This is a genomic window from Streptomyces sp. NPDC047130 (assembly GCF_040643475.1).
Classification (GTDB): Bacteria; Actinomycetota; Actinomycetes; order Streptomycetales; family Streptomycetaceae; genus Streptomyces.
In genome coordinates, this window is the sequence record NZ_JBEYUK010000032.1 from 22,930 (window position 1) to 42,776 (window position 19,847).

A 19,847-nucleotide genomic window follows, 5' to 3' on the forward strand; every position below is an offset into this window, starting at 1 on the left:
CCGCTCATGTCCCGCCGCACCGCCGTCGTCGTCGGTGGCAGCATCACCGGAATGCTGGCCGCCGCCGTCCTGGCCGAGTACGCCGACGTCACCGTCGTCGAACGCGACCTGCTCCCCGAGGGGCCCGAGCCGCGCCGGGGTCTGCCCCAGGCGCGGCACGCGCACATCCTGTGGTCCGGCGGCGTCCAGGCTCTGGAGTCGCTGCTGCCCGGCCTCACGGACGGGCTGACGGAGCGGGGCGCCCGGCGCGCCCGCGTCATGACCGACCTGGTCTCCAAGGCGCCCTCCGGCCAGTGGTTCCGCCGGTTCACCCGTTCCCACCACACCAACCTGGTCTGCAGCCGGGACCTGCTGGACGCGGTGGTCCGCGCCCGTGTGCTGCGGGACCCGCGGGTGCGGCTGCGGTCGGGGGCGGAGGTGGTGGGGCTGGCCGGAGCGCCCGACCGGGTCACCGGCGTCGACGTCGTCGCCGGTGAGGGCGGTGGGCGCGAGCGGCTCCCCGCCGACCTGGTGATCGACGCGAGCGGGCGCGCGGGCCGGGCGCCGGTGTGGCTGGCCGAGCTGGGCCTGCCGCCCGTGCCGGAGCGCACGGTGGACGCCGGCACCGGCTACGCCAGCCGTCTCTTCCGCGCCCCGGCCGGCGCCGTCGACGGGTTTCCCGTGGTCAACGTCCAGGCGGATCCGCACGCCGCGGCGCCGCGGGGCGGCATCCTCAACCCCGTCGAGGGCGGGCGCTGGCTGGTCACGCTCTCCGGCAGCCGCGACGGGCGGCCCACGGCGGACCCCGACGCGTTCGTCCCGTTCGCGCTGTCCCTGCCCCACCCGGTGATCGGCCGGCTCGTCGCCCGGGCGGAGCCGCTGGGGCCGGTGGTCACCACCCGGTCCACGGCCAACCGGCGGCGCTACTACGAGCGGGCCGAGCGCCTGCCCGCCGGGTTCGCGGTCCTCGGCGACGCGATCGCCGGCTACAACCCGGTCTACGGCCACGGGCTGAGCGCCGCCGCGCAGAGCGTCGTGGCGCTGCGCGAGGTCCTGCTGCGGCACGACCTCGCCGACCCGCTCACCGCCCGCCGTGTCCAGCGGGCCGCGGCCCGCCCGGTGGAGAACGCGTGGAACCTCGCCGCCGGGCAGGACGTGTTCCACCCGGGCGCCGCCGACCAGCCGCCCACCACGGCGGAGCGGCTGCTGGCCCGGTACGTGGACCTCGTCGTCGACGCGGGAGCCCGCAATCCGCGGGCGCTGCGGATCCTGCTGGACGTGATGAGCCTGGAGCGCCCGGCGTCGCGGCTGCTGCGCCCGGACGTGCTCCTGCTGCTCCTCCTGGGCCGCCGGAAGCCGCTGCTGGACGGGCCGCCGCTCACCGAGGCGGAGTGGCGGGCGGCGGGCCTGTCCGGGGCCTCCTCGGCCGGCCGGTAGGCCGTCCGCCGGTAGGCCGTGGCCCGCCGCGGGAGGGCGGGCCGTCGCCTACTTCCGCACGCGGAAGCGGAGCACCGTGCCGGCGCCCGCCTGCGTGTTGTCGAAGGGTTCGAGGTCGATCCGGCCGAGGCCCGGGGGCGAGAAGCGGACCCCGTCGCCGAGCAGCACCGGCACGACGTACACCAGGATCTCGTCGACGAGCCCGCGCCGCAGGCACTGGGCGGCCAGGTCGGCGCCGAGGACCTCCAGGTTCCTGCCGTCCGCGGCGCCGCGCGCGGTGGCGACGGCTTCCTCCAGATCGCAGGTGAGGAAGGTGACGCCGGGGGCCGGGTCGTCGGGCGGCTCGTGGGTGAGGACGAACTGGTGTCCCCCGTCGTAGGTGGTGTCCTGCGGGGCCATGCGCCGGGCGACCTCGTACGTGTTCCGGCCGACGAGCATCGCGCCGGTGGCCGCCATGATCTCCGGGAACGCGTCCGGAGGCAGGTACTCGCCGACCCAGTCCATCGCGTGGTCGGGGCCGGCGATGAAGCCGTCCAGCGACATCGCCCTGTTCACGACCACTTTTCCGCTGCCGAGGCCCACATCAGTCATGCGTTGCTCCACAACTCCTGGAAGAACTCCTGGAAGCCCCGGGGGCGGGGTGCCGACGTGGCCCCAGCGTATCGGCGGGAGCGCGGCCGGCACCCCGACGCGTCGTACCGGGCCGCGCGGCCCGGTACGACGCGGGCAGCCGGGCGGCCCTGCCTCCTGCCGTGGGTCGGCCCTGTCCGCCCGAGCCGGGGTCGGCCCTGTCCCGCCCGCGCCGTGGGTCGGCCCTGTTCCGCCCGAGCCAAGCGTCGGCCCTGTTCCGAGCCGTGGTCGCCGCACTAGACTCGCCCCCATGACTGCCGGGTCGGCCATGGGCCACGCACGAGTGAGGCGCCCGGCCTCGGCATGACTCCGGCGCGGGCCCGCGGCCCGCCCCCGGTTCCGGAACCCCCGTCCCACCACCCCTTCCGGAACCGCACCCCTGGAGACCTTCCGCCCATGTCCGTGACCGCAGTCCGGCTCGACCACGTCGCCGTCCTCGCCAAGGACCGCCAACTCTCCGCGGAGTTCCTCGCCGCCGTCCTGGGGTTGAGGGTCGGCGCGCCCTTCGGCCCCTTCCTGCCCGTCGACCTCGGCAACGGCGTCACGCTCGACTTCTACGAGCAGCGCGACGAGCCGGTGCAGGGCCAGCACTACGCCTTCCTGGTCCCCGAGGAGGAGTTCGACGCGATGCTGGCCCGCCTGGACGCACTCGGCGTCACCTACTTCGCCGACCCGCACCACGGCGAACCGGGCCGTTTCAACCGCCTCTTCGGTGGCCGCGGCGCCTACTTCACCGACCCGGACGGCCACAACATGGAGATCATGACGCGGTCGTACGTCCGGCCCGACAAGCCCTGACCCGTCCCACGGGCGCGGTGGAGGTCGCGCAGCAGCGCGACCTCCGCCCCGTGGTGGACGACCTCGCGGTTGATGTGCAGGACGAGCGAGGCCATCGGGTGCTCGGCGTAGTCGTGCTCCGCCGGGCCGCAGCGCCGGGCGAGCCCGTCCTCACCGAGCCGGCGCACCCCCGCCGTCCACCCCCGTATGCCTCGTCGAGCTGGGCGAGCGCCTCGTCGGTGGTGCCGGCGTACGCGAAGGTCGCGTAGTCGACGGCCGGTCCGCCGAAGTGGGCGGCGACCCGCGTCCCGAGGACGCCGACCACCAGGTGGCCCAGCCGCCAGGCGATGGTGGTCACCGGCGGCGGGTCCGGCTCGGGGAAGGCGTGGTCGATGGTGAACTCGCCCGCGCCCGCGGCGATCGGGGTCGTGCTCCCGCCCCGGCGGCGGACGCTCCAGCAGTCCGGCACCGGCTCCCGGAAGTACTCCTCGTCGGTCAGGCCCGCCAGGCGTCCCCTCAGCTGGTTCCGCCGGTGCCGGTCGAGCTGTTCGGCCGGCTCGTCGCTCCAGTCGATGGCCATGCCCCTCACGGTAGGGCGGCCGGGGCCCGTTTCCCGTGCCCGGCTCCGGCCCGGTGTTCGTGTCCCGAGACGGCCTGGACGCCCCGGAAGACGGCGGCCGATCATGTGTGCCATGAACGACAGCGCGCCCGAGCAGGGCTTCCTCATCCTGCACGGCTGGCAGAACCGCCGGCCCGCCGACCACTGGCAGCACCGGCTGGCGGACCGGCTCGCCGAGCTGGGGCACGAGGTGGTCTACCCCCAGATGCCGGAGCCGGACGAGCCGCGCCTGGACGACTGGCTGGCGGAGTACGCCACCCACCTGGCCTCGCTGCGCGCCCCGCACCGCACCGTGCTGTGCCACAGCCTCGCCTGCCCGACCTGGTTGCACGCCGTCGACCGCGGCCTGGTGACCACGCCGGTGGACCGCGTCCTGCTGATCGCCCCGCCCGGGCCCGCCTTCCTGCGCGAGCACCGCGAGATCGCCGACTTCACGCCCCCGCCGTTCGCACCCGGCCGGGTGGCGGCGGCGGCCCGCCACACCCGTGTGGTCTGCGGCGACGACGACCCGTACTGCGTGGAGGGCGCCGACGCCGCCTACGCCGAGCCGCTGGGCCTGCCCGCCGACGTGCTCCCGGGCACGGCCCACCTGAACCCCGACTCCGGGTACGGGCCGTGGTCCGGCCTCCTCGACTGGTGCCTCTCCCCTGACGGCGAGCGGCCCGTCGGCGCGGCACGGTGACCGGGCTCCGGTAGCGGCACGGTGACCGGGCTCCGGTAGCGGCACGGTGGCTCAGCCCATCGTCTTCGCGCCGTCCAGGCCCTCCCGGACGATGTCCGCGTGGCCCGCGTGCTGGGCGGTCTCCGCGATGATGTGCAGCAGGGTCCGCCGCGCGGACCAGCGGGCGTCCCCCTCGAACCAGGGGGCCTTCGGCAGCGGGTGGCTCGCGTCCAGGTCGGGCAGGGACGCGACCAGGGCGTCGGTGCGGGCGGCCACCTCCGCGTAGGCCTCGAGCACGCCGGCCAGCGTCTCCTCCGGCAGCAGTCGGAACTCCGCGGCGCGCTCCGCCCAGTCGGACTCCGTCATGTTCTCGAAGTCGCCCATCGCCTCGGGCCCTTCGAGGATGAACCGGGCCCACCCCTTCTCCACCGCGGCGACGTGCTTGATCAGCCCGCCGAGGCACAGCTCGCTCACCGTGGTCCGCTGCCGGGCCTGGTCGTCGGTGAGGTTGTCGGTCGTGGTGCGCAGGAACCCACGGTGCCGCCGCAGCACCTCCACCAGGTCGGCGCGCTCGCCGGTGAGGGTGTCGGTGGCGCCGGTGGTGGTGGTCGTCTGGTTGACGCTCATTACGGGTCTCCGCCTTCGCTGGGTCTGTCGTTCCCGGACGTGTCCCACGCTAGGAGGCATTGCGGCCACTTTCCGGCCGCAATGGCCGCCACACTGACGTCATGGCGAACACGAGCTCACGCACCCTGCGCCTGCTGTCCCTGCTGCAGACGCACCGCTACTGGCCGGGGACGGAACTCGCCGTCCGGCTCGGTGTCTCCACCCGCACCTTGCGCCGGGACGTCGACCGGCTCCGCGAGCTCGGCTACCCGGTCGAGGCGCACCGGGGCGTGGACGGCGGTTACCAGCTCGCGGCGGGGGCGGCGCTGCCGCCGCTGGTGATCGACGACGAGGAGGCGGTGGCCCTGGTGGTGGGGCTGCAGACGGCGGCGCAGAACGCGGTGGACGGGATGGCGGAGTCGTCCGTGCGGGCGCTGGCGAAGGTGGTGCGGGTGATGCCGGCCCGGCTGCGCCGCCGGGTGGAGGCGCTGCGCGCGGTGACGGTCCCGGCCCGCTGGGGCGACGGGGACGACGCCGGGGTGGATCCGTCGGCGCTGACCACGGTGGCGATGGCCTGCCGTGACGAGGAACGGATCCGCTTCGGCTACCGCGCCGCCGACGGGGCCCGCACGGAGCGCCATGCCGAGCCGCACCGCCTGGTGCCGCTGGGACGCCGCTGGTACCTGGTCGCCTACGACCTGGACCGGGCGGCCTGGCGCAGCTTCCGGCTGGACCGGCTGGGGTCCCCGGAGCCCACGGGTGAGCGGTTCCGTCCCCGCGGGCTGCCCGCCGCCGACGCCGCGGCCTTCGTCCGCGCGGGGCTGGAGAACGCGCCGCGCCCGCACCGGGTGGAGGCGCTGGTGGAGGCGCCGGCCGAGGCCGTGCGGGGCCGGATCGGCCGTTGGAGCCAGGTGGAGGAGGCGGGCGAGGGCCGCTGCCGGGTCCGGATGACCTCCGACGACCTGGACTGGCCGCTGGTGGCCCTGGGCATGGCGGGCGCGGAGTTCCGGATCGCCGGCCCGCCGGAACTGGCCGACCGGGCCCGGGAGTGGGGCGACCGGTTCAGCCGAGCCGCTCGCGCGGAGGCCGGAACCCCACCCGGAACCGGAAGTCCTCCAGGGTGAACGACAGCAGGGGGCGCCCCTCGCCGAGGAAGGCCAGCGTCCCGGCCGGGTCGGGGCGGAAGGAGGCCCTGGTCAGGGACGGTTCGCCGGTCAGGTGAGCGGGAACGGCCAGGGTTTCGCCGTCCACCTCCTGCAGCAGGCGCGTCCGGACGGGCAGCCGGACGGGCAGCGGCCGCCCCGGCCGGAAGGCGGCGCGCACTTCCCCGGTGCCGGGTGCGCGGAGCCGGACGTGTTCGGTGCCCGGCGCCCCGGCCCAGGGTTCCCAGGCAAAGCCGCCGATCTCCTTGGGGATGCCCCACAGGGTCCGGCCGCCGGCCTTCGACTGCTCGCTGTCGACCCAGACCGCCACCGCCGTGCAGCCGGTCCGCCGTCCTTGCCGCACGGCGAGGGCCAGCAGCAACTCGCGGTAGGCGAGGGTCCCTTCGGGCGAGTAGTCGACGCAGAAGGTGAGCAGCGCGCACCGGCCGCCGACCGTTAGCGGGCGTACCCCCTCAGGCAGCGTCCACCGCGGCAGCCGGTTCCGGCGGGGCCCCCAGAGGCTGACGTGCATCCGGCCGCGCAGGTCCCACGGCTCGGGCGGGAAGGGTTCGGCTTCGGTCATGCCTTCATGGTGCCCCGTACGCCCGCCTCCACGGCGTCCGCGAACCGCGCCGTGGCCCCGAGGGGCGCCCCGGCCGACCGTGTCCGCGTGGTGCGCCGGCCCCCGCACCGGCTGATCCGCCCCGGACCGAGGTCCCCGGGCCGTGCTCGGGGACCCGGCTCAGCCCTTCGCGAGCCGTTCCGCCAGCCACCGCTCGGCGCGGCGGATGTAGGCGCGGACCCACGGCACGTCGCCGGCGAGGGTCTCGACGCCGTGCGGGGCGCCCGGCATCACGTCCAGTTCCGTGTCGACGCCGGCCGCCCGTAGCCGTGCGGCGAAGTCGCACGACTCCCGGTGGAAGAGGTCCGCGTCCCCGATGCCGATCCAGGCCGGGGGCAGTCCCGCCAGGTCCTCGCGGCGGGCGGGCACGGCGTACGGCGGTGGCGGCGACGCGCCGGGGCCGCCGGGCTCCGCGCCGAGGTAGGCGGCCCAGCCCGCGCGGTTGCTGCGGTTGTCCCACACCGGGTGGCGGACCGCGTCCAGGGCACGGTCGGACGCGGTGCGGTCGTCGAGCATCGGGCAGAACAGCCACTGGGCGACCGGGCGCGTGCCGCCCTCGTCGTGCAGCCGCTGCGCCAGCGCGGCCGCCAGGCCGCCGCCCGCGCTCTGGCCGCCGACGGCGACACGGCCGGTGTCGACGCCCAGGTCGGCGGCGTGCTCCAGCAGCCAGCGCCACACCGCGTGGCAGTCGTCGAGGGGCGCGGGGAAGGGGTGCTCGGGGGCGAGCCGGTACTCGGCGGACACCACGACGGTGCCGAGCTCGGCGCACAGCCGCCCCGCCCACCGGTGGTCCTGCACGGCGGAGCCGCTGACCAGCCCGCCGCCGTGGATCCACAGCACCGCTCCTCCGGTACGCGGCCGGCCCGGCGCCGGGACGTAGAGCCGCACCGGCCCGCCGGGCAGCCCCGCCACGGTCCCCCACAGCACCCCGTCGGGCAGCTTCGGCTCGGGCAGCCGCTGCCGCACGGCCCGCCCGATCAGGCGGCCGAGCGGCCCCGCGGGGATGTTCGGCAGGAAGCGGACGCGGTTGCGTATCGCGGGGTGCAGTCGCTGCGGCCTCATGCCGGTCACCGTACGACCGCGTCGCCCTCCCGTACAGCGACCGCCGAGACCGCAGCGACCGCCGAGACCGCAGCGACCTTCGCGACCGCAGCCCCCCTCGCGACCGCTGCGGCCCGTGCGACGGCCTCGGGCGCCGCCCACGCGCCGTCGCGCATCACCCACCGGTCCCGCATCTCGTGCATCCCGTTGCGGGCCTCGATCGACCGGGGCCGCAGCCGGAACCAGACGTACTCCCTCGTGTCCTGCCGCGGGTCCCAGCCCGTCTTCGCCGTGAACGCGCCCGCCGCTCCGTCCGGCACCTCCGAGGAGTTCAGCTCCTCGGCCTCCCCGTCGACCGTCACCACGTCGAGCGTGTCGCCCAGGGCCACCCGGACCCGGGGCCCGGTACGGAGGTTGCGGGCGGTCGGGGTGGCCGGCCGGGTGGCGAGCCACAGCGCCCCGTCGTGCCAGACGAACCAGAGGGGCACGAGGTACGGCACGCCGTCGGCGTCCGCCGACGCCACCCAGACGTCGGTCTCCCGCGCGAACCGGTCGAGGACGTCACGGGTGCGCTGTTCGATGCCGCGGGGCGGCCGGTCGGTCGACATGCCCGCACGCTAGCCCGCGGTGCCGGCCCGCCGCCTCCGCCCGAGGTCGCGGATCCGGCCGGTCCGAAGCCCGAGGCGCACGAGGGCGGAGCCGCACGCAATGGACAAATCGGATATATTGACCGTCGACCTCCGTCCGGCGAAAGCGGTTGAGATGACGTCACTGGAGAAGACCGAGACCCTGACGACCCCCGCCGACGAGCCCGCCCCTCTCCCCTCCCCCGTCAACTCGCACAACGAGTGGGACCCGCTGGAGGAGATCGTCGTCGGCCGCCTGGACGGTGCGACCATTCCCTCCCGGCATCCGGTGGTGGCCTGCAACATCCCCCCGTGGGCGGCCCGCCTCCAGGGCCTGGCCGCCGGCGTCCGCTACCCGCGGGTACTGATGGAGCGCGCGCAGGAGGAGCTCGACGGATTCGTCACCCTTCTTGAGTCGCTGGGCGTGACCGTCCGCCGCCCCGAGGCGGTGGAGCACCGCAAGCGCTTCTCCACTCCGGACTGGTCCTCGCGCGGCTTCTGCAACACCTGCCCGCGGGACAGCATGCTCGTCGTCGGTGACGAGATCATCGAGACGCCGATGGCCTGGCCCTGCCGGTACTTCGAGACGCACACCTACCGGCCGCTCCTCAAGGACTACTTCCGGCGCGGCGCCCGCTGGACGGCGGCCCCGCGCCCGCAGCTCACCGACGAGCTGTACGACAGGTCGTTCCGCATCCCGCGGGCGGGTGAGCCGATGCGGTACATCCTCACCGAGTTCGAGCCGGTCTTCGACGCCGCCGACTTCGTCCGCGCCGGACGGGACCTGTTCGTCACCCGCAGCAACGTCACCAACCTGAGCGGCATCGAGTGGCTGCGCCGCCACCTCGGCCCGCGCTACCGGATCCACGAGATCGAGAGCCGCTGCCGGACGCCCATGCACATCGACACCACCTTCATGGTGCTGGCCCCGGGCAAGGCGCTGGTCAACCCCGAGTACATCGACGTCGACCGGCTGCCGGACGTGCTGCGCTCCTGGGACATCCTGGTCGCCCCGGAGCCGGACCCGATCCGCGACCCGCTGCTCAGACTCACCTCGCTGTGCGGCAAGTGGCTCAGCGTCAACGTCCTCATGCTGGACGAGAAGCGCGTCATCGCCGAACGCCACCACACGGGCATGCTCCGGGCCCTGGAGCGCTGGGGCTTCGAGCCGGTCCCCTGCGACCTGCTCCACTACGCCCCGTTCGGCGGCTCCTTCCACTGCGCCACCCTCGACATCCGGCGGCGCGGAACCCTGGAGTCCTACTTCTGACCTCCGGCTTCCGGCCGGAGCATCAGCGCGCGGGGCGGGCGCGCCCCGTGACGTCGGGGTGCGCCCGTTCGTCCAGGTGGCCTTCGTCGCGCAGGTCGTCCCAGAGACGCTCCGGGATCACGGTGGAGAAGGCGGCCACGTCGGCGCGGACCTCGTCGGCGGACCGCATGCCGACCACCACGCCCGCGACGGCGGGGTGGCGGAGCGGGAAGGCCATCGCCGCCGCCGGGAGCGTCACACCGTGCGCCTCGCAGATCTCGGCGATGCGACGCGCGCGCCGCAACTCACGTGCTGCGGCGGGAGCGTAGTCGAAGGTGGCCCCGTCGGCGGGCGGGTGGGCGGCGAGCAGGCCGGAGTTGAACACCGAGGCCGCGAGGACGGACACGCCGCGCGCCGTACAGGCCGGCAGCAGTTCGTCGAGAGCGCTCTGGTCGAGGAGCGTGTAACGGCCGGACAGCATCACCACGTCGACGTCCGTCTCCGTGACCAGCCGGGTCAGCTTGGCGGGGTCGTGCATACCCGCGCCGACGGCGCCCACCGCGCCCGCGGCGCGGAGTTCGGCGAGCGCCGGGTACCCCTCGTCCACGGCCTGCTCGAACCGGTCCTCCGCGTCGTGGAGGAACAGCACGTCGACCCGGTCGACGCCCATGCGCTCCAAGGACTCCTCCACGCTCCGGAGGACGCCGTCGCGGGTGAAGTCCCACACCCGGCGGTGCGTGGCCGGCACCGCGAAGCTCTCGTCGTCGGTGCGCCCGGCGGGGTCCTGCGGGACCAGCAGTCTGCCGACCTTGGTCGACAGCGTCGCCTCTTCCCGGGGCCTGCCGCGCAGCAGGGCGCCGGTGCGGCGCTCGGAATGGCCGAGACCGTAGTGCGGCGCGGTGTCGAACCAGCGGATCCCGCACTCCCAGGCCGCGTCGAGGGCCGCCGCGGCGGTCGCGTCGTCCACCGGGGTGTAGAGCCCGCCGATGGGGCCGCCGCCGTACCCCCCAGTTCCGTGACCGTGGTGTCGCTCCGGCCGAGCCGGTTCGTCCTCATCGCTCGTTCCCCTCGACAGCCGGAGCGGGTGGGCCCACTGCCGTACGTCCCCGTCCACCGCCGGATCAACCCCGGCGGGCCCGAACCGGCCCCGGAGCGGGCTGCCGCCGTTCATCCGGACCCGAGCCTTCCGAAGGTGAGCCGCGTCACGTTACCGCCGGTATCCGAAACAGCGTGTCGCAGGTAAATTGCGGGTAACACCACAGGGGACCCCTGTGCCCGATCCCCGTCGGCTGCACCCCTTGTGGCGTTGCCCCTTCCGTCCCTGCCTGTCGATGTCCTTGCGCTGCTCCGCAGGAGCTTCGTTTCCTCCCTGGCCAGGAAGCCGGGCATCCACGAAGGAGACCTGATGACCGCGAACCTGACCAGGAAGGCCTACGACGAGCGCCTGCGGACCCTGTCCGAAGGCTCCGTCAACGTCAACTTCAACCCGTTCACCGACATCGACTGGGACGACCCCGAGTTCGCCGTGGACACGAACGACCCGCGCTGGGTGCTCACCTCCGCGGACGCCCTGGGCGCCCACCCCTGGTACAGGGAGCAGCCGCTCGAGACGCAGATCCGCATCGGCATCTGGCGCTGGGCGGTGATCGCCAAGGTGGGCATGCAGTTCGAGAACCTGCTGATGCGCGGGGCGCTGGACTACATCTTCCACCTGGGCAACAGGAACCCGGAGTTCAGGTATCTCACGCACGAGATCACCGAGGAGACCCACCACACCCAGATGTTCCAGGAGCTGGTCAACCGCACCGGCGTGGACACGGCGGGCGGACGGCGCTGGTTCCGCGAACTCAGCCGCATCCTGCCGCTGTTCGGCTCCCTGTACCCCGAGGCGTTCTTCACCGGCATCCTGGCCGGCGAGGAGCCCATCGACCACCTGCAGAAGGGGGCGCTGCGCAGCGGGGAGCCGGTGCACCCCCTCCCGCAGCGGATCATGCAGATCCACATCGCGGAGGAAGCACGGCACATATCCTTCGCCCACGAGTTCCTGCGCCTGCGCGTGCCGCGCTTCGGGAAGGTCCGCCGCGGCGCCCTGTCCCTCCTCTTCCCGCTGATCATGCGGATCCTGTGCGACGTCATCATGATCCCCGACAAGAAGTCCGCCGCGCTGGCCGGCATCCCGAACCGGGTGATCAAGGAGGTCTTCTGGAAGTCGCCGGCCGGCCGGAAGATGCTCCGGGAGCTCTTCTCCGACGTGCGCATGCTGGCCGAGGACCTCGGCCTGATGAACAGGACCTCCCGTCTGCTGTGGCGGGCCCTGCGCATCGACGGCCGCCCGGCCCGCTTCCGCGGCGAGCCCTCCCCGCTCGCCGCCGACTGAGGCTGTCCGCCCGCCGGAAGGGTGAGCCGTCGCCCCCCCCTTCCGGCCTCGGCAGCGACCACCGCCTTCCCCCGCACACCGGGCCGCGGAGCACCGCGCCCGCGGCTCCGCACCGCCTTCCCGCACCGCCCGAACGGAGACCAGCCCGCCGTGCCGTACGTCGTCACCCGATCCTGCTGCGCCGACGCCTCCTGCGTGCTGGCCTGTCCGGTCAACTGCATCCACCCCGCGCCGGGCGAACCCGGCTTCGCGACCGCCGAGATGCTGTACGTCGACCCGCGCACCTGCGTGGACTGCGGCGCCTGCACGACCGCCTGCCCGGTGGACGCGCTCAAGCCGCACGACGCGCTCGGCGCCGGGGAGTTGCCGTTCCTCGAGCTGAACGCCTCCTACTACAAGGACAATCCGCACGCCGACCGCGCGCCCATGTACGTCGTTCCCCGCCAACGGGCCGTCCTCGCGGACGGGTTGTCGGTCGCCGTCGTCGGCGCCGGCCCCGCCGGCCTCTTCGCCGCGGACGAACTGCTGCGCCACCCGGGCGTCCGCGTCACCGTCCACGACCGGCTCCCCACCCCGTACGGCCTGGCGAGGGCCGGTGTCGCACCGGACCACCAGGACACCAAGCAGGTCGCCGAGCTCTTCCGGACCATCGAGTCCCAGCCCGGTTTCCGCTACCGCCTCGGCGTCGAGATCGGCACCGACCTCACCCACGCCGACCTGCTGCGCGCGCACCACGCGGTGATCTACGCGGTCGGCGCCGCCACCGACAGGCGTGTGGGCATCGAGGGCGAGGACCTGCCCGGCAGCGTCTCCGCCACGGACTTCGTCGCCTGGTACAACGGACACCCCGACCGCGCTCGGGACGACCACCGCCTCGACACCGGACGCGCGGTCGTCGTCGGCAACGGCAACGTCTCCCTCGACGTCGCCCGCATCCTCACCGCCGACCCCGACGCCCTGGCCCGCACCGACATCTCCGACCGGGCGCTGGCGGCGCTCCGTGGCAGCGGGATCCGCGAGGTCGTCGTCCTCGGCCGGCGCGGCCCCGCCCAGGCCGCGTTCACCGTGCCCGAACTCCTCGCGCTGGCCGCCCTGGAGGACGTCGACGTGAGCGTCGAGGGCTGGCCCGACGACCTGGCGCCCGACCACGACGAGAAGACCCGCCTGCTGGCCGAACTGGCCGCCCGCACACCGGTCGGGGGCCGCCGCCGCATCGTGCTGCGGTTCCTGGCCGCCCCGGTGCGGATCGTCGGCGAGGGCGCCGTACGGGCGCTGGAATACACCCCGACCACGCTGCACACCGACGACGACGGCACCGTCCGGGCCCGGCCCACCGGCGAGATCCGGACCCTGGAGACCGGCCTCGTCCTGCGCTCCGTCGGGTATCGGGCCCGGCCGGTCCCCGGGCTGCCGTTCGACGAGGCCACGGCGACCGTCCCGCACGAGGCCGGCCGGGTCGAGCCCGGCGTCTACGTCGCCGGCTGGATCAAGCGCGGTCCGACCGGCTTCATCGGCACCAACAAGACCTGCGCCCAGGAGACGGTCGCGTCGCTCCTCGACGACTTCGCCGCGGGACGCCTCACGCCGCCGGTGGCCGGCGGCACGGCGGCGCCGGACGCCCTGGGCCTGGAGGCCTGGCGGGCGATCGACCGGGCGGAGCGGGCGGCGGGCGCGGCGCAGGGCCGTCCGCGCGTCAAGTTCACGGACGCGGAGTCGCTGCGGCGCGCGGCGACGGCCGTCCCGGCCGTGACCGGCTGACGGCCGCACCACCGTCCCCGCGACGCCGCTCCACTCCGCCGTCCCCGCACCGCTGTCCCCGCACCGCTGTCCCCGCACCCCGGCCCCGCATCGCCGTCCCCGCTCCACCGCTTCCCGTCCGCCGGCCGGACCGCGCACCGGCCCGCCGCCCGCCCCGGCCGGCGGAGTCAGGGAGCCCCTTCGAGATCCGACAGCCGCTGCTGCGGCGACAGCACCACGCCCAGGTCCCGCAGCGCCGCGTCCAGCACCGCCCAGACCGAGCGGCACAGCATCGCGCGCAGCTCCTCCTCGGACTGCTCGCGCGCCGGGTCACGCATCCACTGGTTGACCGCGGTGTCCACGAACCCCACGATCCCGACCGCGACCGACCGGACCGGCGCCTGAGGCACCCCGAGGGTCTTCAGCACCTCGCCGAACCGCTCGCCCAGCATCAGCGCGATGGCCGTCTTGGTGCCCGCCACCAGGGACCCGTCACCCATGGAGTGCTCCGCGACGCCCATGTAGGAGTACAGGCGCGGGTGCTGGAACACCCAGTCCAGGTGCGCGCCCACCACGCGGTGCACGGACTCCTCGATGGTTCCGTCGAAGGAGAGCGTGGGCCGCATGCGCTGCACGAAGGACTCCGTCACCCGCCGGCGGACCAGCTCGTCGAGCGAGGCACGGTCCTTGAAGTGCCGGTAGAGCACGGACCGGGGCAGCCCCAGCCGCTGGGCCAGGCGCCCCATCCCGAACGCGCCCTCCTCCTCGATGAGGGCGACGGCTCCGTCCACCAGCTCGCCCTGGCGCTGCGCCCTGTGTTCGTCCCAGCGGGTGGAGCGTCCGTCGCTCTGCGCCTCGCCGCCCGTTCTGTCCACCATCCCGCCAGGATATCGGCCGACCGAACACACGAGCGGCTCGAACGTCCCCGAACGTCCTGGACGCGCGGCGGGCGCGGTCCGCCGCCGCGGCAGCCCCTGGAACCGCTCAGTGGCGGATCTCCACGCGACGGCCCTCCGCATCGCGCTCGGGCTCCTCCGGCACCCGCCCCGCCGTCCCGCGGGCGATCCGGTGCGCCGACCACGCCGCCACGGCGGCGTCCAGCACGTCGTCCACCGGAACGCGGTCGGCCTCACCGAGTTCGTCGGGCAGCACGAGGCCGCCCGCCTCGGCCAGCAGGGCGCGGCGCAGGTTCTGGCCGCGCCACGTCTTCTTGGCGTAGGGCAGCGGCTCTCCGCCCGCCAGGGTGCGGAAGGAGAGCTCGGGGTGCACCTCGTGGATCCGTTCGTCGGCGAGCCAGCACTCCCGCGCCTCCAGCAGCTTCGGCCTCAGCGCCCACGCCTGGTGGCTCAGCCGGTTGCCGGTGAGCTCCTGGCAGCGGTCGGCCGCGGCGCCGTACTCCTCCTCCAGCCAGGCCGCCCTCGGCGCGACCAGGAAGACGCTGCTGCGGCGGACTCCGAGCAGCGCCCTGGCCCCGAGATCCGCGGCGCGCCAGCCTCGCTCGACCAGCGCCAGCGGCATGTCCACCCCGATGGCGTCCGCGTCGGCGACGCGCTCGATCAGCCGGTCGAGCCGGAGGTCCACCACGCTTCCCGCGTACGCCCCGTCCGTGAGCCTGATGCCGACCCACCCCTGCTTCCCGCAGGCGTCGACCCCGAGCACGTTCATCTCACCCTTCACCTTCACCCTTCGCCCTCCCGCCGGCCGCCTCCTGCCTTCCGTCCTTGCGGCGTGGACGTCGCCCGGCGGGTGCGACCGCCGGCGCGACGCCGTGGAGTGGAGTGCGGCAGGCCCGCCGTACGCCCCTCGCGAAAAAGATCCACTCGGAACTGGCGTGCTCCGTGAGGGAGTTGAAAGGATGCGGGGAGACCCGCAGCCGTCCGACGTGTGCTGCGGGTCAGTCACGCCGACAGGAAGGGCTTGGACCATGGACGACATCTTCGGGGACTTCGTCGAGGGGATCGTGGAGGAGGCGGCCGAGGAGGTCGTCGAGGAGGTCGTCGAAGAGACCATCGAGGGTTTCTTCGGCTGAGGCCGACCGCCGGGTGAGGGGCGTGGTGACGGCCGGCTGCCGCCACCACGCCCCTCGTTCCGTCCTGCGCCCTAGTGGCGCGGGGTGATGCCCCTGGACTCCAGGATCTGCGTGGCGCCGGGAAGCATGTGCTCCAGGGCACGCCCCCCGATGAAGGTCCTGAGGTTCGGCAGGAGGTCCAGGTCCTCCAGGGAGCGGACGTCGAAGAGGTCGTCCTCGCCGTCCCAGACGGGGGCGCACTGCATGAAGACCCGGTTACCGCCGTCGAAGACCAGCCTGTCGACCGTGGCCAGCAGCTCCGCCGGTATGTCGAGCTGCTCGAAGTACGTACGGGCCTCGTCCAGCACCGTGTACTCGAGCTCGCGCTCCTCCACGTAGGCGTCGAGGTCCTCGATCCCCCGCGCGCGCAGGTGCTCGCGCAGGTCGAAGACCGGGGTGAGCGTCCCGTCGCCGTACATGAGCTTCTCGACGACGAGCAGCTTGAAGTTGAAGTCACGGAAGTCGCGCATGGCCCCACTTGTATCAGCGGCCACCGACAACCGGCCCCCGCGGCCCTCGCTCCCGCCTCCGTCGGCCCGTCGCGCGCCGCGCCCTCCCCGTGACGGGGAGGCGTTCATGCTGCTGAACGCGCACCCACCGGACGGACCCGCGCCATCTCCTGGAATTCGCGCTGCGCAGCGTATTGACGGCCCATCACCGCCCTCCTACTGTGACGGAGCTCATTCAGCCACTTGTCAGCTATTCACGTTCATGAACGCGAGGAGCCGGAATGGCCTCACTGGACTGGGTCGTGCTGGGCGCTTACTTCTTCGTGATGGTCGGTATCGGCCTCTGGTCGAGGAAACGCATCCACACGATCGCCGACTTCTTCACGGCCCGCGGCCGCATACCGTGGTGGCTCTCCGGCATCTCGCACCACATGTCGGGATACAGCGCGATCATGTTCGTCACCTTCGCGGCGGTGGCGTACGACCACGGGGTCACCGTCTACTTCTGGTGGCCGCTGACCATCGGCGTCGGCATCGGCATCGGCGCCTTCGTGTTCGCCGCGCGGTGGAACCGGCTGCGCGCCAAGCACGGCGTCAACTCGCCGTTGGCCTACCTGGCCGTCCGCTACAACCTGCCCACCCAGCAGGTCCTCGCCTACAGCGGCGCGGCCCTGAAGGTGGTGGACATCGCCGCCAAGTGGGTCGCGATCGCGCTGCTGCTGCAGGGCTTCGCGGACATCCCGCTGGTGTGGGGCATCACGCTGACCGGCATCTGCACCATGGCCTACATGGCGTTCGGCGGGCTGTGGGCCGACGTCCTCACCGACTTGGGGCAGTTCATCATCCAGGGCATCGCCGGATTCGCGATGCTCTTCGCCCTCTTCGCGCACCTGGACGGCGTCTCCACCCTCTGGACCATGTGGGACGACCTGCCGCAGGGGCACGGCGACCCGGTGGCCGGCCCGGTCACCTCCGGTCTGATCATGGCGTTCCTGCTGGTGAAGACCTTCGAGTACAACGGCGGCATGTGGAACCTGGCGCAGCGCTACATGGCGGCGCCGTCGGGCTCCCGGGCGAAGAGGTCGGCGCTGCTCTCCAGCTTCCTGTGGATCGTGTGGCCGTTCATCCTCTTCATCCCGATGATCGCCGCGCCGTTGGTGGTGCCGGGCATCGAGGACGGTGAGCAGTCGTACATCATGCTCGCCCAGGAGCTGCTGCCGACCGGCATCATCGGACTGCTCCTCGCCGGGTTCTTCTCCCACACGATGGCGATGGTGGCCTCCGACTCCAACGTGATCACCGCCGTCATCACCCGTGACCTCGCCCCGGTGCTGGTGCCGAAGGTCCGGCGCTTCACGCAGGCCGGGCAGCTGCTGTTCGCCCGGATCACCACGGTCGCCTTCGTCACGGTCAGCATGGCCTTCGCGCTCTTCGCCGATCCCGACGGCTTCATCATGACGGTGGTGGTCAGCGTGGTCGCCGCGACGATGGGGCCGATCTCCATCCCGCTGATGCTGGGTCTGCTGCCCTGGTTCCGGCGTCACGGGCCGCTCGCGGCGATCACCTCCTGGGCGGGCGGCCTGCTGGTGTGGGCGTACCTGTACTGGGGCGTGGAGGACGCCACGCAGACGATGAACGTCGGCCTGCCGGTGCTGACCTCGCTGACCCTGTACCTGGTCGTCGGGTTCCTGCGCCCCGAGGCCAGCCCGGCGCGGGACGGCCTGATCGACTCGCTCGGCAGCGACCCGACCGACGCGGAACGGGCCGCGCTGGAGGCCCGGTTCGAGGGCAACCCGCCGCCCTCGGACGGCGACGCCGTCGCGGAGACGGTCATCGCCCGCTGACCCCCGCGTGCCACCCCTCGGCGCCGTCCGCCCCCTCCCGGGGCGGGCGGCGCCGCCGCGTGGGCGACACGGCCTTCCCGGGGGTGTCACCGGCGCGTCCTCCGCGGCGGCGGCTCCGCGGCCGCGGTGTGCGGGAGGCCGGCGCACAGCGCCGGAGCCCGGCCGGCCGGCCGGCCGGAGAGGGAACGCACAGCACCGCGGCCCGGCCCGGGAGGGATCCGGGCCGGGCCGCGGGGGCCACGGGAGCGGGGCGGGGTCAGGCGCCGGCCGCCCCGTCCGTGTCCGCGGGCGTGCCGGTGTCCGCGCCCGCGTGCGGCGCGGGACGCGAACCTCCCTGCTCCAGGCGGCCGTCGACGTGGCGCGGCACGCCGAGGGGGTTGTCGTCGTGGAGTTCCGGCGGCAGCAGGGCCTGCGGCGTGGACTGGTAGGTGACGGGCCGCAGCCAGCGCTCGATCGCCGTGCCGCCCACCGAGGTGGAGGTGGACGTGGTGGCCGGGTAGGGGCCGCCGTGGTGCTGGGCGGGGGCGACGGCGACACCGGTGGGCCAGCCGTCGACCAGGACGCGTCCGGCCAGCGGGGTGAGGCGCTCGAGCAGCGCGGCGCCCCGGCCGTCGGCGCCGGATGCCTCGTCGGCGCCGAGGTGGAGGGTGGCGGTGAGGTTGCCCGGCAGCCGGCCGAGCACGGCGGCCGCCTCGTCCTCGTTCCTGTAGCGGGCGACGACGGTGACCGGGCCGAAGCACTCCTCGAGCAGCGCCTCGTGCGCGTCCCCGGTGGCCAGCCGGTCCGCGGGGACCGTCAGGAAGCCCGGAACGACCCGGTGGTCGCCGTCCGGGCCGGGGCGCACCGGCGCCTGCACGCCGGGGAGTTCGGCGCGCTCGGCGACGCCCGCGACGAACGCGTCGCGCATCCGGTGGTCGAGCATCACGCCGGCCCCGGCGTCGACCACCGCCGCGGTGAGCGCCTTGACGAGGCCGTCGCCCGGGGCGCCCTCGGGAACGAGCACGAAGCCCGGCTTGGTGCAGAACTGCCCGGCGCCCAGGGTCATCGACGCGGCGAGCCCGGCCCCGATCTCCTCGCCCCGCTCGGCCGAGGCCGCCTCGGTGACCAGCACCGGGTTGAGACTGCCCAGTTCGCCGTGGAACGGGATGGGCGCCGGGCGGGCGGCGGCCGCGTCGTACAGCGCCCGGCCGCCGCGGACCGAGCCGGTGAACCCTGCGGCGGCGATCAGCGGGTGGCCGACCAGCGCGACGCCCGCGTCGAAACCGTGGACGAGGACGACGACGTCCTCGGGCAGGCCCTCCTCCGCCGCGGCTCGGCGCAGCAGCGACGCGCAGAGCTCGGAGGTGGCCGGGTGGTCGGGGTGCGCCTTGACGACGACGGGGCAGCCCGCGGCGAGCGCGCTGGCCGTGTCGCCGCCGGGCACCGAGAAGGCGAGCGGGAAGTTGCTCGCGCTGTAGACGGCGACGACGCCGAGCGGCACCTTCCAGCGCCGCAGGTCGGGCCAGGGCGGGGTCCGGGTGTCGTCGGCGTGGTCGATCCGGACGTCGAGGAAGCCGCCCTCCTCGACGATGTCGGCGAAGGCGCGCAACTGCGCGGTGGTGCGGGCCAGTTCACCGGTCAGGCGGGGCGCTCCGAGGGCGGTCTCCGCGTCGGCCGTCTCCACCACCTCGTCGCGCGCCTCGTCCAGGAGACGGGCTGCGGTGCGCAACAGGGCGGCCCGCACGGGGCGTTCGGCCAGCGCCGCGCGGGCGTCGTGCGCTGCGCGTACGGCGCGGTCGACGTCCTCGGGCGTGGCCTCCTGGGCGACCTGCGCCCGGCGCTTCCCGGTTCGGGGATCGACGCTCCAGACTGGTGCTGCGGTCACGGTGGGGTTCCTCCGGTTCCTGCCGGTGCGCCGGTCCGCGGCAACGGCCGGAGACGACCGGGGTTCGTTCGGTATTCTGAACCACGTTCCTGTGTGTGAATCGCAGGAACTCTATTTGC

The 19,847-nt window shown here is 74.1% G+C and carries 18 protein-coding genes and 1 pseudogene; 8 read left to right on the plus strand and 11 right to left on the minus strand.

Annotated elements, in window-relative coordinates; translation table 11 throughout:
* The first annotated feature begins 6 nt into the window (after nucleotides 1-6).
* Complete coding sequence (locus ABZ836_RS27300; protein ID WP_361146449.1) at nucleotides 7-1,416, plus strand: FAD-dependent monooxygenase; 1,410 nt, start codon at nucleotides 7-9, stop codon at nucleotides 1,414-1,416.
* A 48-nt stretch (nucleotides 1,417-1,464) separates the two neighbouring features.
* Here ABZ836_RS27300 and ABZ836_RS27305 read toward each other — a convergent pair whose 3' ends face one another.
* Entirely contained in the window at nucleotides 1,465-2,007 is a 543-nt protein-coding gene (locus ABZ836_RS27305) for a dihydrofolate reductase family protein (protein WP_361146452.1), read from the minus strand.
* 435 nt (nucleotides 2,008-2,442) lie between these two features.
* Here ABZ836_RS27305 and ABZ836_RS27310 point away from each other — a divergent pair, with 435 nt between their 5' ends.
* Complete coding sequence (locus ABZ836_RS27310) at nucleotides 2,443-2,844, plus strand: VOC family protein (RefSeq protein ID WP_361146455.1); 402 nt, start codon at nucleotides 2,443-2,445, stop codon at nucleotides 2,842-2,844.
* Here the strand turns inward: ABZ836_RS27310 and ABZ836_RS27315 are convergent.
* Nucleotides 2,772-3,403, minus strand: a pseudogene (locus tag ABZ836_RS27315) (DinB family protein). The gene ABZ836_RS27310 and the pseudogene ABZ836_RS27315 overlap by 73 nt on opposite strands.
* A gap of 112 nt (nucleotides 3,404-3,515) precedes the next feature.
* Here ABZ836_RS27315 and ABZ836_RS27320 point away from each other — a divergent pair.
* Complete coding sequence (locus tag ABZ836_RS27320; protein WP_356138620.1) at nucleotides 3,516-4,124, plus strand: alpha/beta hydrolase; 609 nt, start codon at nucleotides 3,516-3,518, stop codon at nucleotides 4,122-4,124.
* A 51-nt stretch (nucleotides 4,125-4,175) separates the two neighbouring features.
* On the opposite strand, the gene ABZ836_RS27325 is transcribed toward ABZ836_RS27320, so the two are convergent.
* A complete protein-coding gene (locus ABZ836_RS27325; RefSeq protein WP_356138622.1) occupies nucleotides 4,176-4,730 on the minus strand; it encodes a DinB family protein in 555 nt (184 codons plus the stop codon).
* Between the two features lie 101 nt (nucleotides 4,731-4,831).
* Between ABZ836_RS27325 and ABZ836_RS27330 the strand changes: the two genes are divergently transcribed.
* Nucleotides 4,832-5,833, plus strand: a complete 1,002-nt coding sequence (locus tag ABZ836_RS27330; RefSeq protein WP_356138623.1) for a YafY family protein — start codon at nucleotides 4,832-4,834, stop codon at nucleotides 5,831-5,833.
* Here the strand turns inward: ABZ836_RS27330 and ABZ836_RS27335 are convergent.
* The 3 genes from ABZ836_RS27335 to ABZ836_RS27345 all read right to left on the minus strand — a co-directional run bounded on the left by ABZ836_RS27335 (nucleotide 5,772) and on the right by ABZ836_RS27345 (nucleotide 8,122).
* Nucleotides 5,772-6,434, minus strand: coding sequence for an acetoacetate decarboxylase family protein (locus tag ABZ836_RS27335; protein WP_361146460.1), 663 nt, complete (start codon nucleotides 6,432-6,434; stop codon nucleotides 5,772-5,774). The genes ABZ836_RS27330 and ABZ836_RS27335 overlap by 62 nt on opposite strands.
* 159 nt (nucleotides 6,435-6,593) lie before the next feature.
* On the minus strand, nucleotides 6,594-7,535 hold the full coding sequence (locus tag ABZ836_RS27340; protein ID WP_361146463.1) for an alpha/beta hydrolase: 942 nt from the start codon (nucleotides 7,533-7,535) through the stop codon (nucleotides 6,594-6,596).
* 5 nt (nucleotides 7,536-7,540) lie between these two features.
* Complete coding sequence (locus ABZ836_RS27345; RefSeq protein WP_361146466.1) at nucleotides 7,541-8,122, minus strand: pyridoxamine 5'-phosphate oxidase family protein; 582 nt, start codon at nucleotides 8,120-8,122, stop codon at nucleotides 7,541-7,543.
* Nucleotides 8,123-8,276: 154 nt separating this feature from the next.
* On the opposite strand from ABZ836_RS27345, the gene ABZ836_RS27350 reads away from it, so the two are divergent.
* Nucleotides 8,277-9,410 carry an amidinotransferase gene (locus tag ABZ836_RS27350; RefSeq protein ID WP_356138629.1) on the plus strand — a complete coding sequence of 378 codons (1,134 nt, stop codon included), beginning with the start codon at nucleotides 8,277-8,279 and terminating at the stop codon, nucleotides 9,408-9,410.
* Nucleotides 9,411-9,432: 22 nt separating this feature from the next.
* Here the strand turns inward: ABZ836_RS27350 and ABZ836_RS27355 are convergent, their stop codons facing one another.
* A complete protein-coding gene (locus tag ABZ836_RS27355) occupies nucleotides 9,433-10,356 on the minus strand; it encodes an aldo/keto reductase (protein WP_361146470.1) in 924 nt (307 codons plus the stop codon).
* 438 nt (nucleotides 10,357-10,794) lie between these two features.
* On the opposite strand from ABZ836_RS27355, the gene ABZ836_RS27360 reads away from it, so the two are divergent.
* Nucleotides 10,795-11,766 (plus strand): diiron oxygenase, encoded by a 972-nt coding sequence (locus tag ABZ836_RS27360; RefSeq protein WP_361146473.1) that lies wholly within the window; start codon nucleotides 10,795-10,797, stop codon nucleotides 11,764-11,766.
* Nucleotides 11,767-11,916: 150 nt separating this feature from the next.
* The gene (locus tag ABZ836_RS27365; protein ID WP_361146476.1) at nucleotides 11,917-13,524 is read left to right on the plus strand and encodes an FAD-dependent oxidoreductase; all 1,608 of its coding nucleotides are present in this window, start codon (nucleotides 11,917-11,919) and stop codon (nucleotides 13,522-13,524) included.
* 167 nt (nucleotides 13,525-13,691) lie between these two features.
* On the opposite strand, the gene ABZ836_RS27370 is transcribed toward ABZ836_RS27365, so the two are convergent.
* The 3 genes from ABZ836_RS27370 to ABZ836_RS27380 form a co-directional block, all read right to left on the minus strand.
* Nucleotides 13,692-14,381 carry a TetR/AcrR family transcriptional regulator gene (locus ABZ836_RS27370; protein WP_361146479.1) on the minus strand — a complete coding sequence of 230 codons (690 nt, stop codon included), beginning with the start codon at nucleotides 14,379-14,381 and terminating at the stop codon, nucleotides 13,692-13,694.
* Between the two features lie 106 nt (nucleotides 14,382-14,487).
* Entirely contained in the window at nucleotides 14,488-15,168 is a 681-nt protein-coding gene (locus tag ABZ836_RS27375; RefSeq protein WP_361146482.1) for a DUF429 domain-containing protein, read from the minus strand.
* Between the two features lie 435 nt (nucleotides 15,169-15,603).
* On the minus strand, nucleotides 15,604-16,041 hold the full coding sequence (locus tag ABZ836_RS27380; RefSeq protein ID WP_356138640.1) for a hypothetical protein: 438 nt from the start codon (nucleotides 16,039-16,041) through the stop codon (nucleotides 15,604-15,606).
* A gap of 260 nt (nucleotides 16,042-16,301) precedes the next feature.
* On the opposite strand from ABZ836_RS27380, the gene ABZ836_RS27385 reads away from it, so the two are divergent.
* Complete coding sequence (locus ABZ836_RS27385) at nucleotides 16,302-17,864, plus strand: sodium:solute symporter family protein (protein ID WP_361146485.1); 1,563 nt, start codon at nucleotides 16,302-16,304, stop codon at nucleotides 17,862-17,864.
* A 256-nt stretch (nucleotides 17,865-18,120) separates the two neighbouring features.
* On the opposite strand, the gene ABZ836_RS27390 is transcribed toward ABZ836_RS27385, so the two are convergent.
* A complete protein-coding gene (locus ABZ836_RS27390) occupies nucleotides 18,121-19,728 on the minus strand; it encodes an aldehyde dehydrogenase (NADP(+)) (protein WP_361146488.1) in 1,608 nt (535 codons plus the stop codon).
* Nucleotides 19,729-19,847 lie beyond the last annotated feature (119 nt).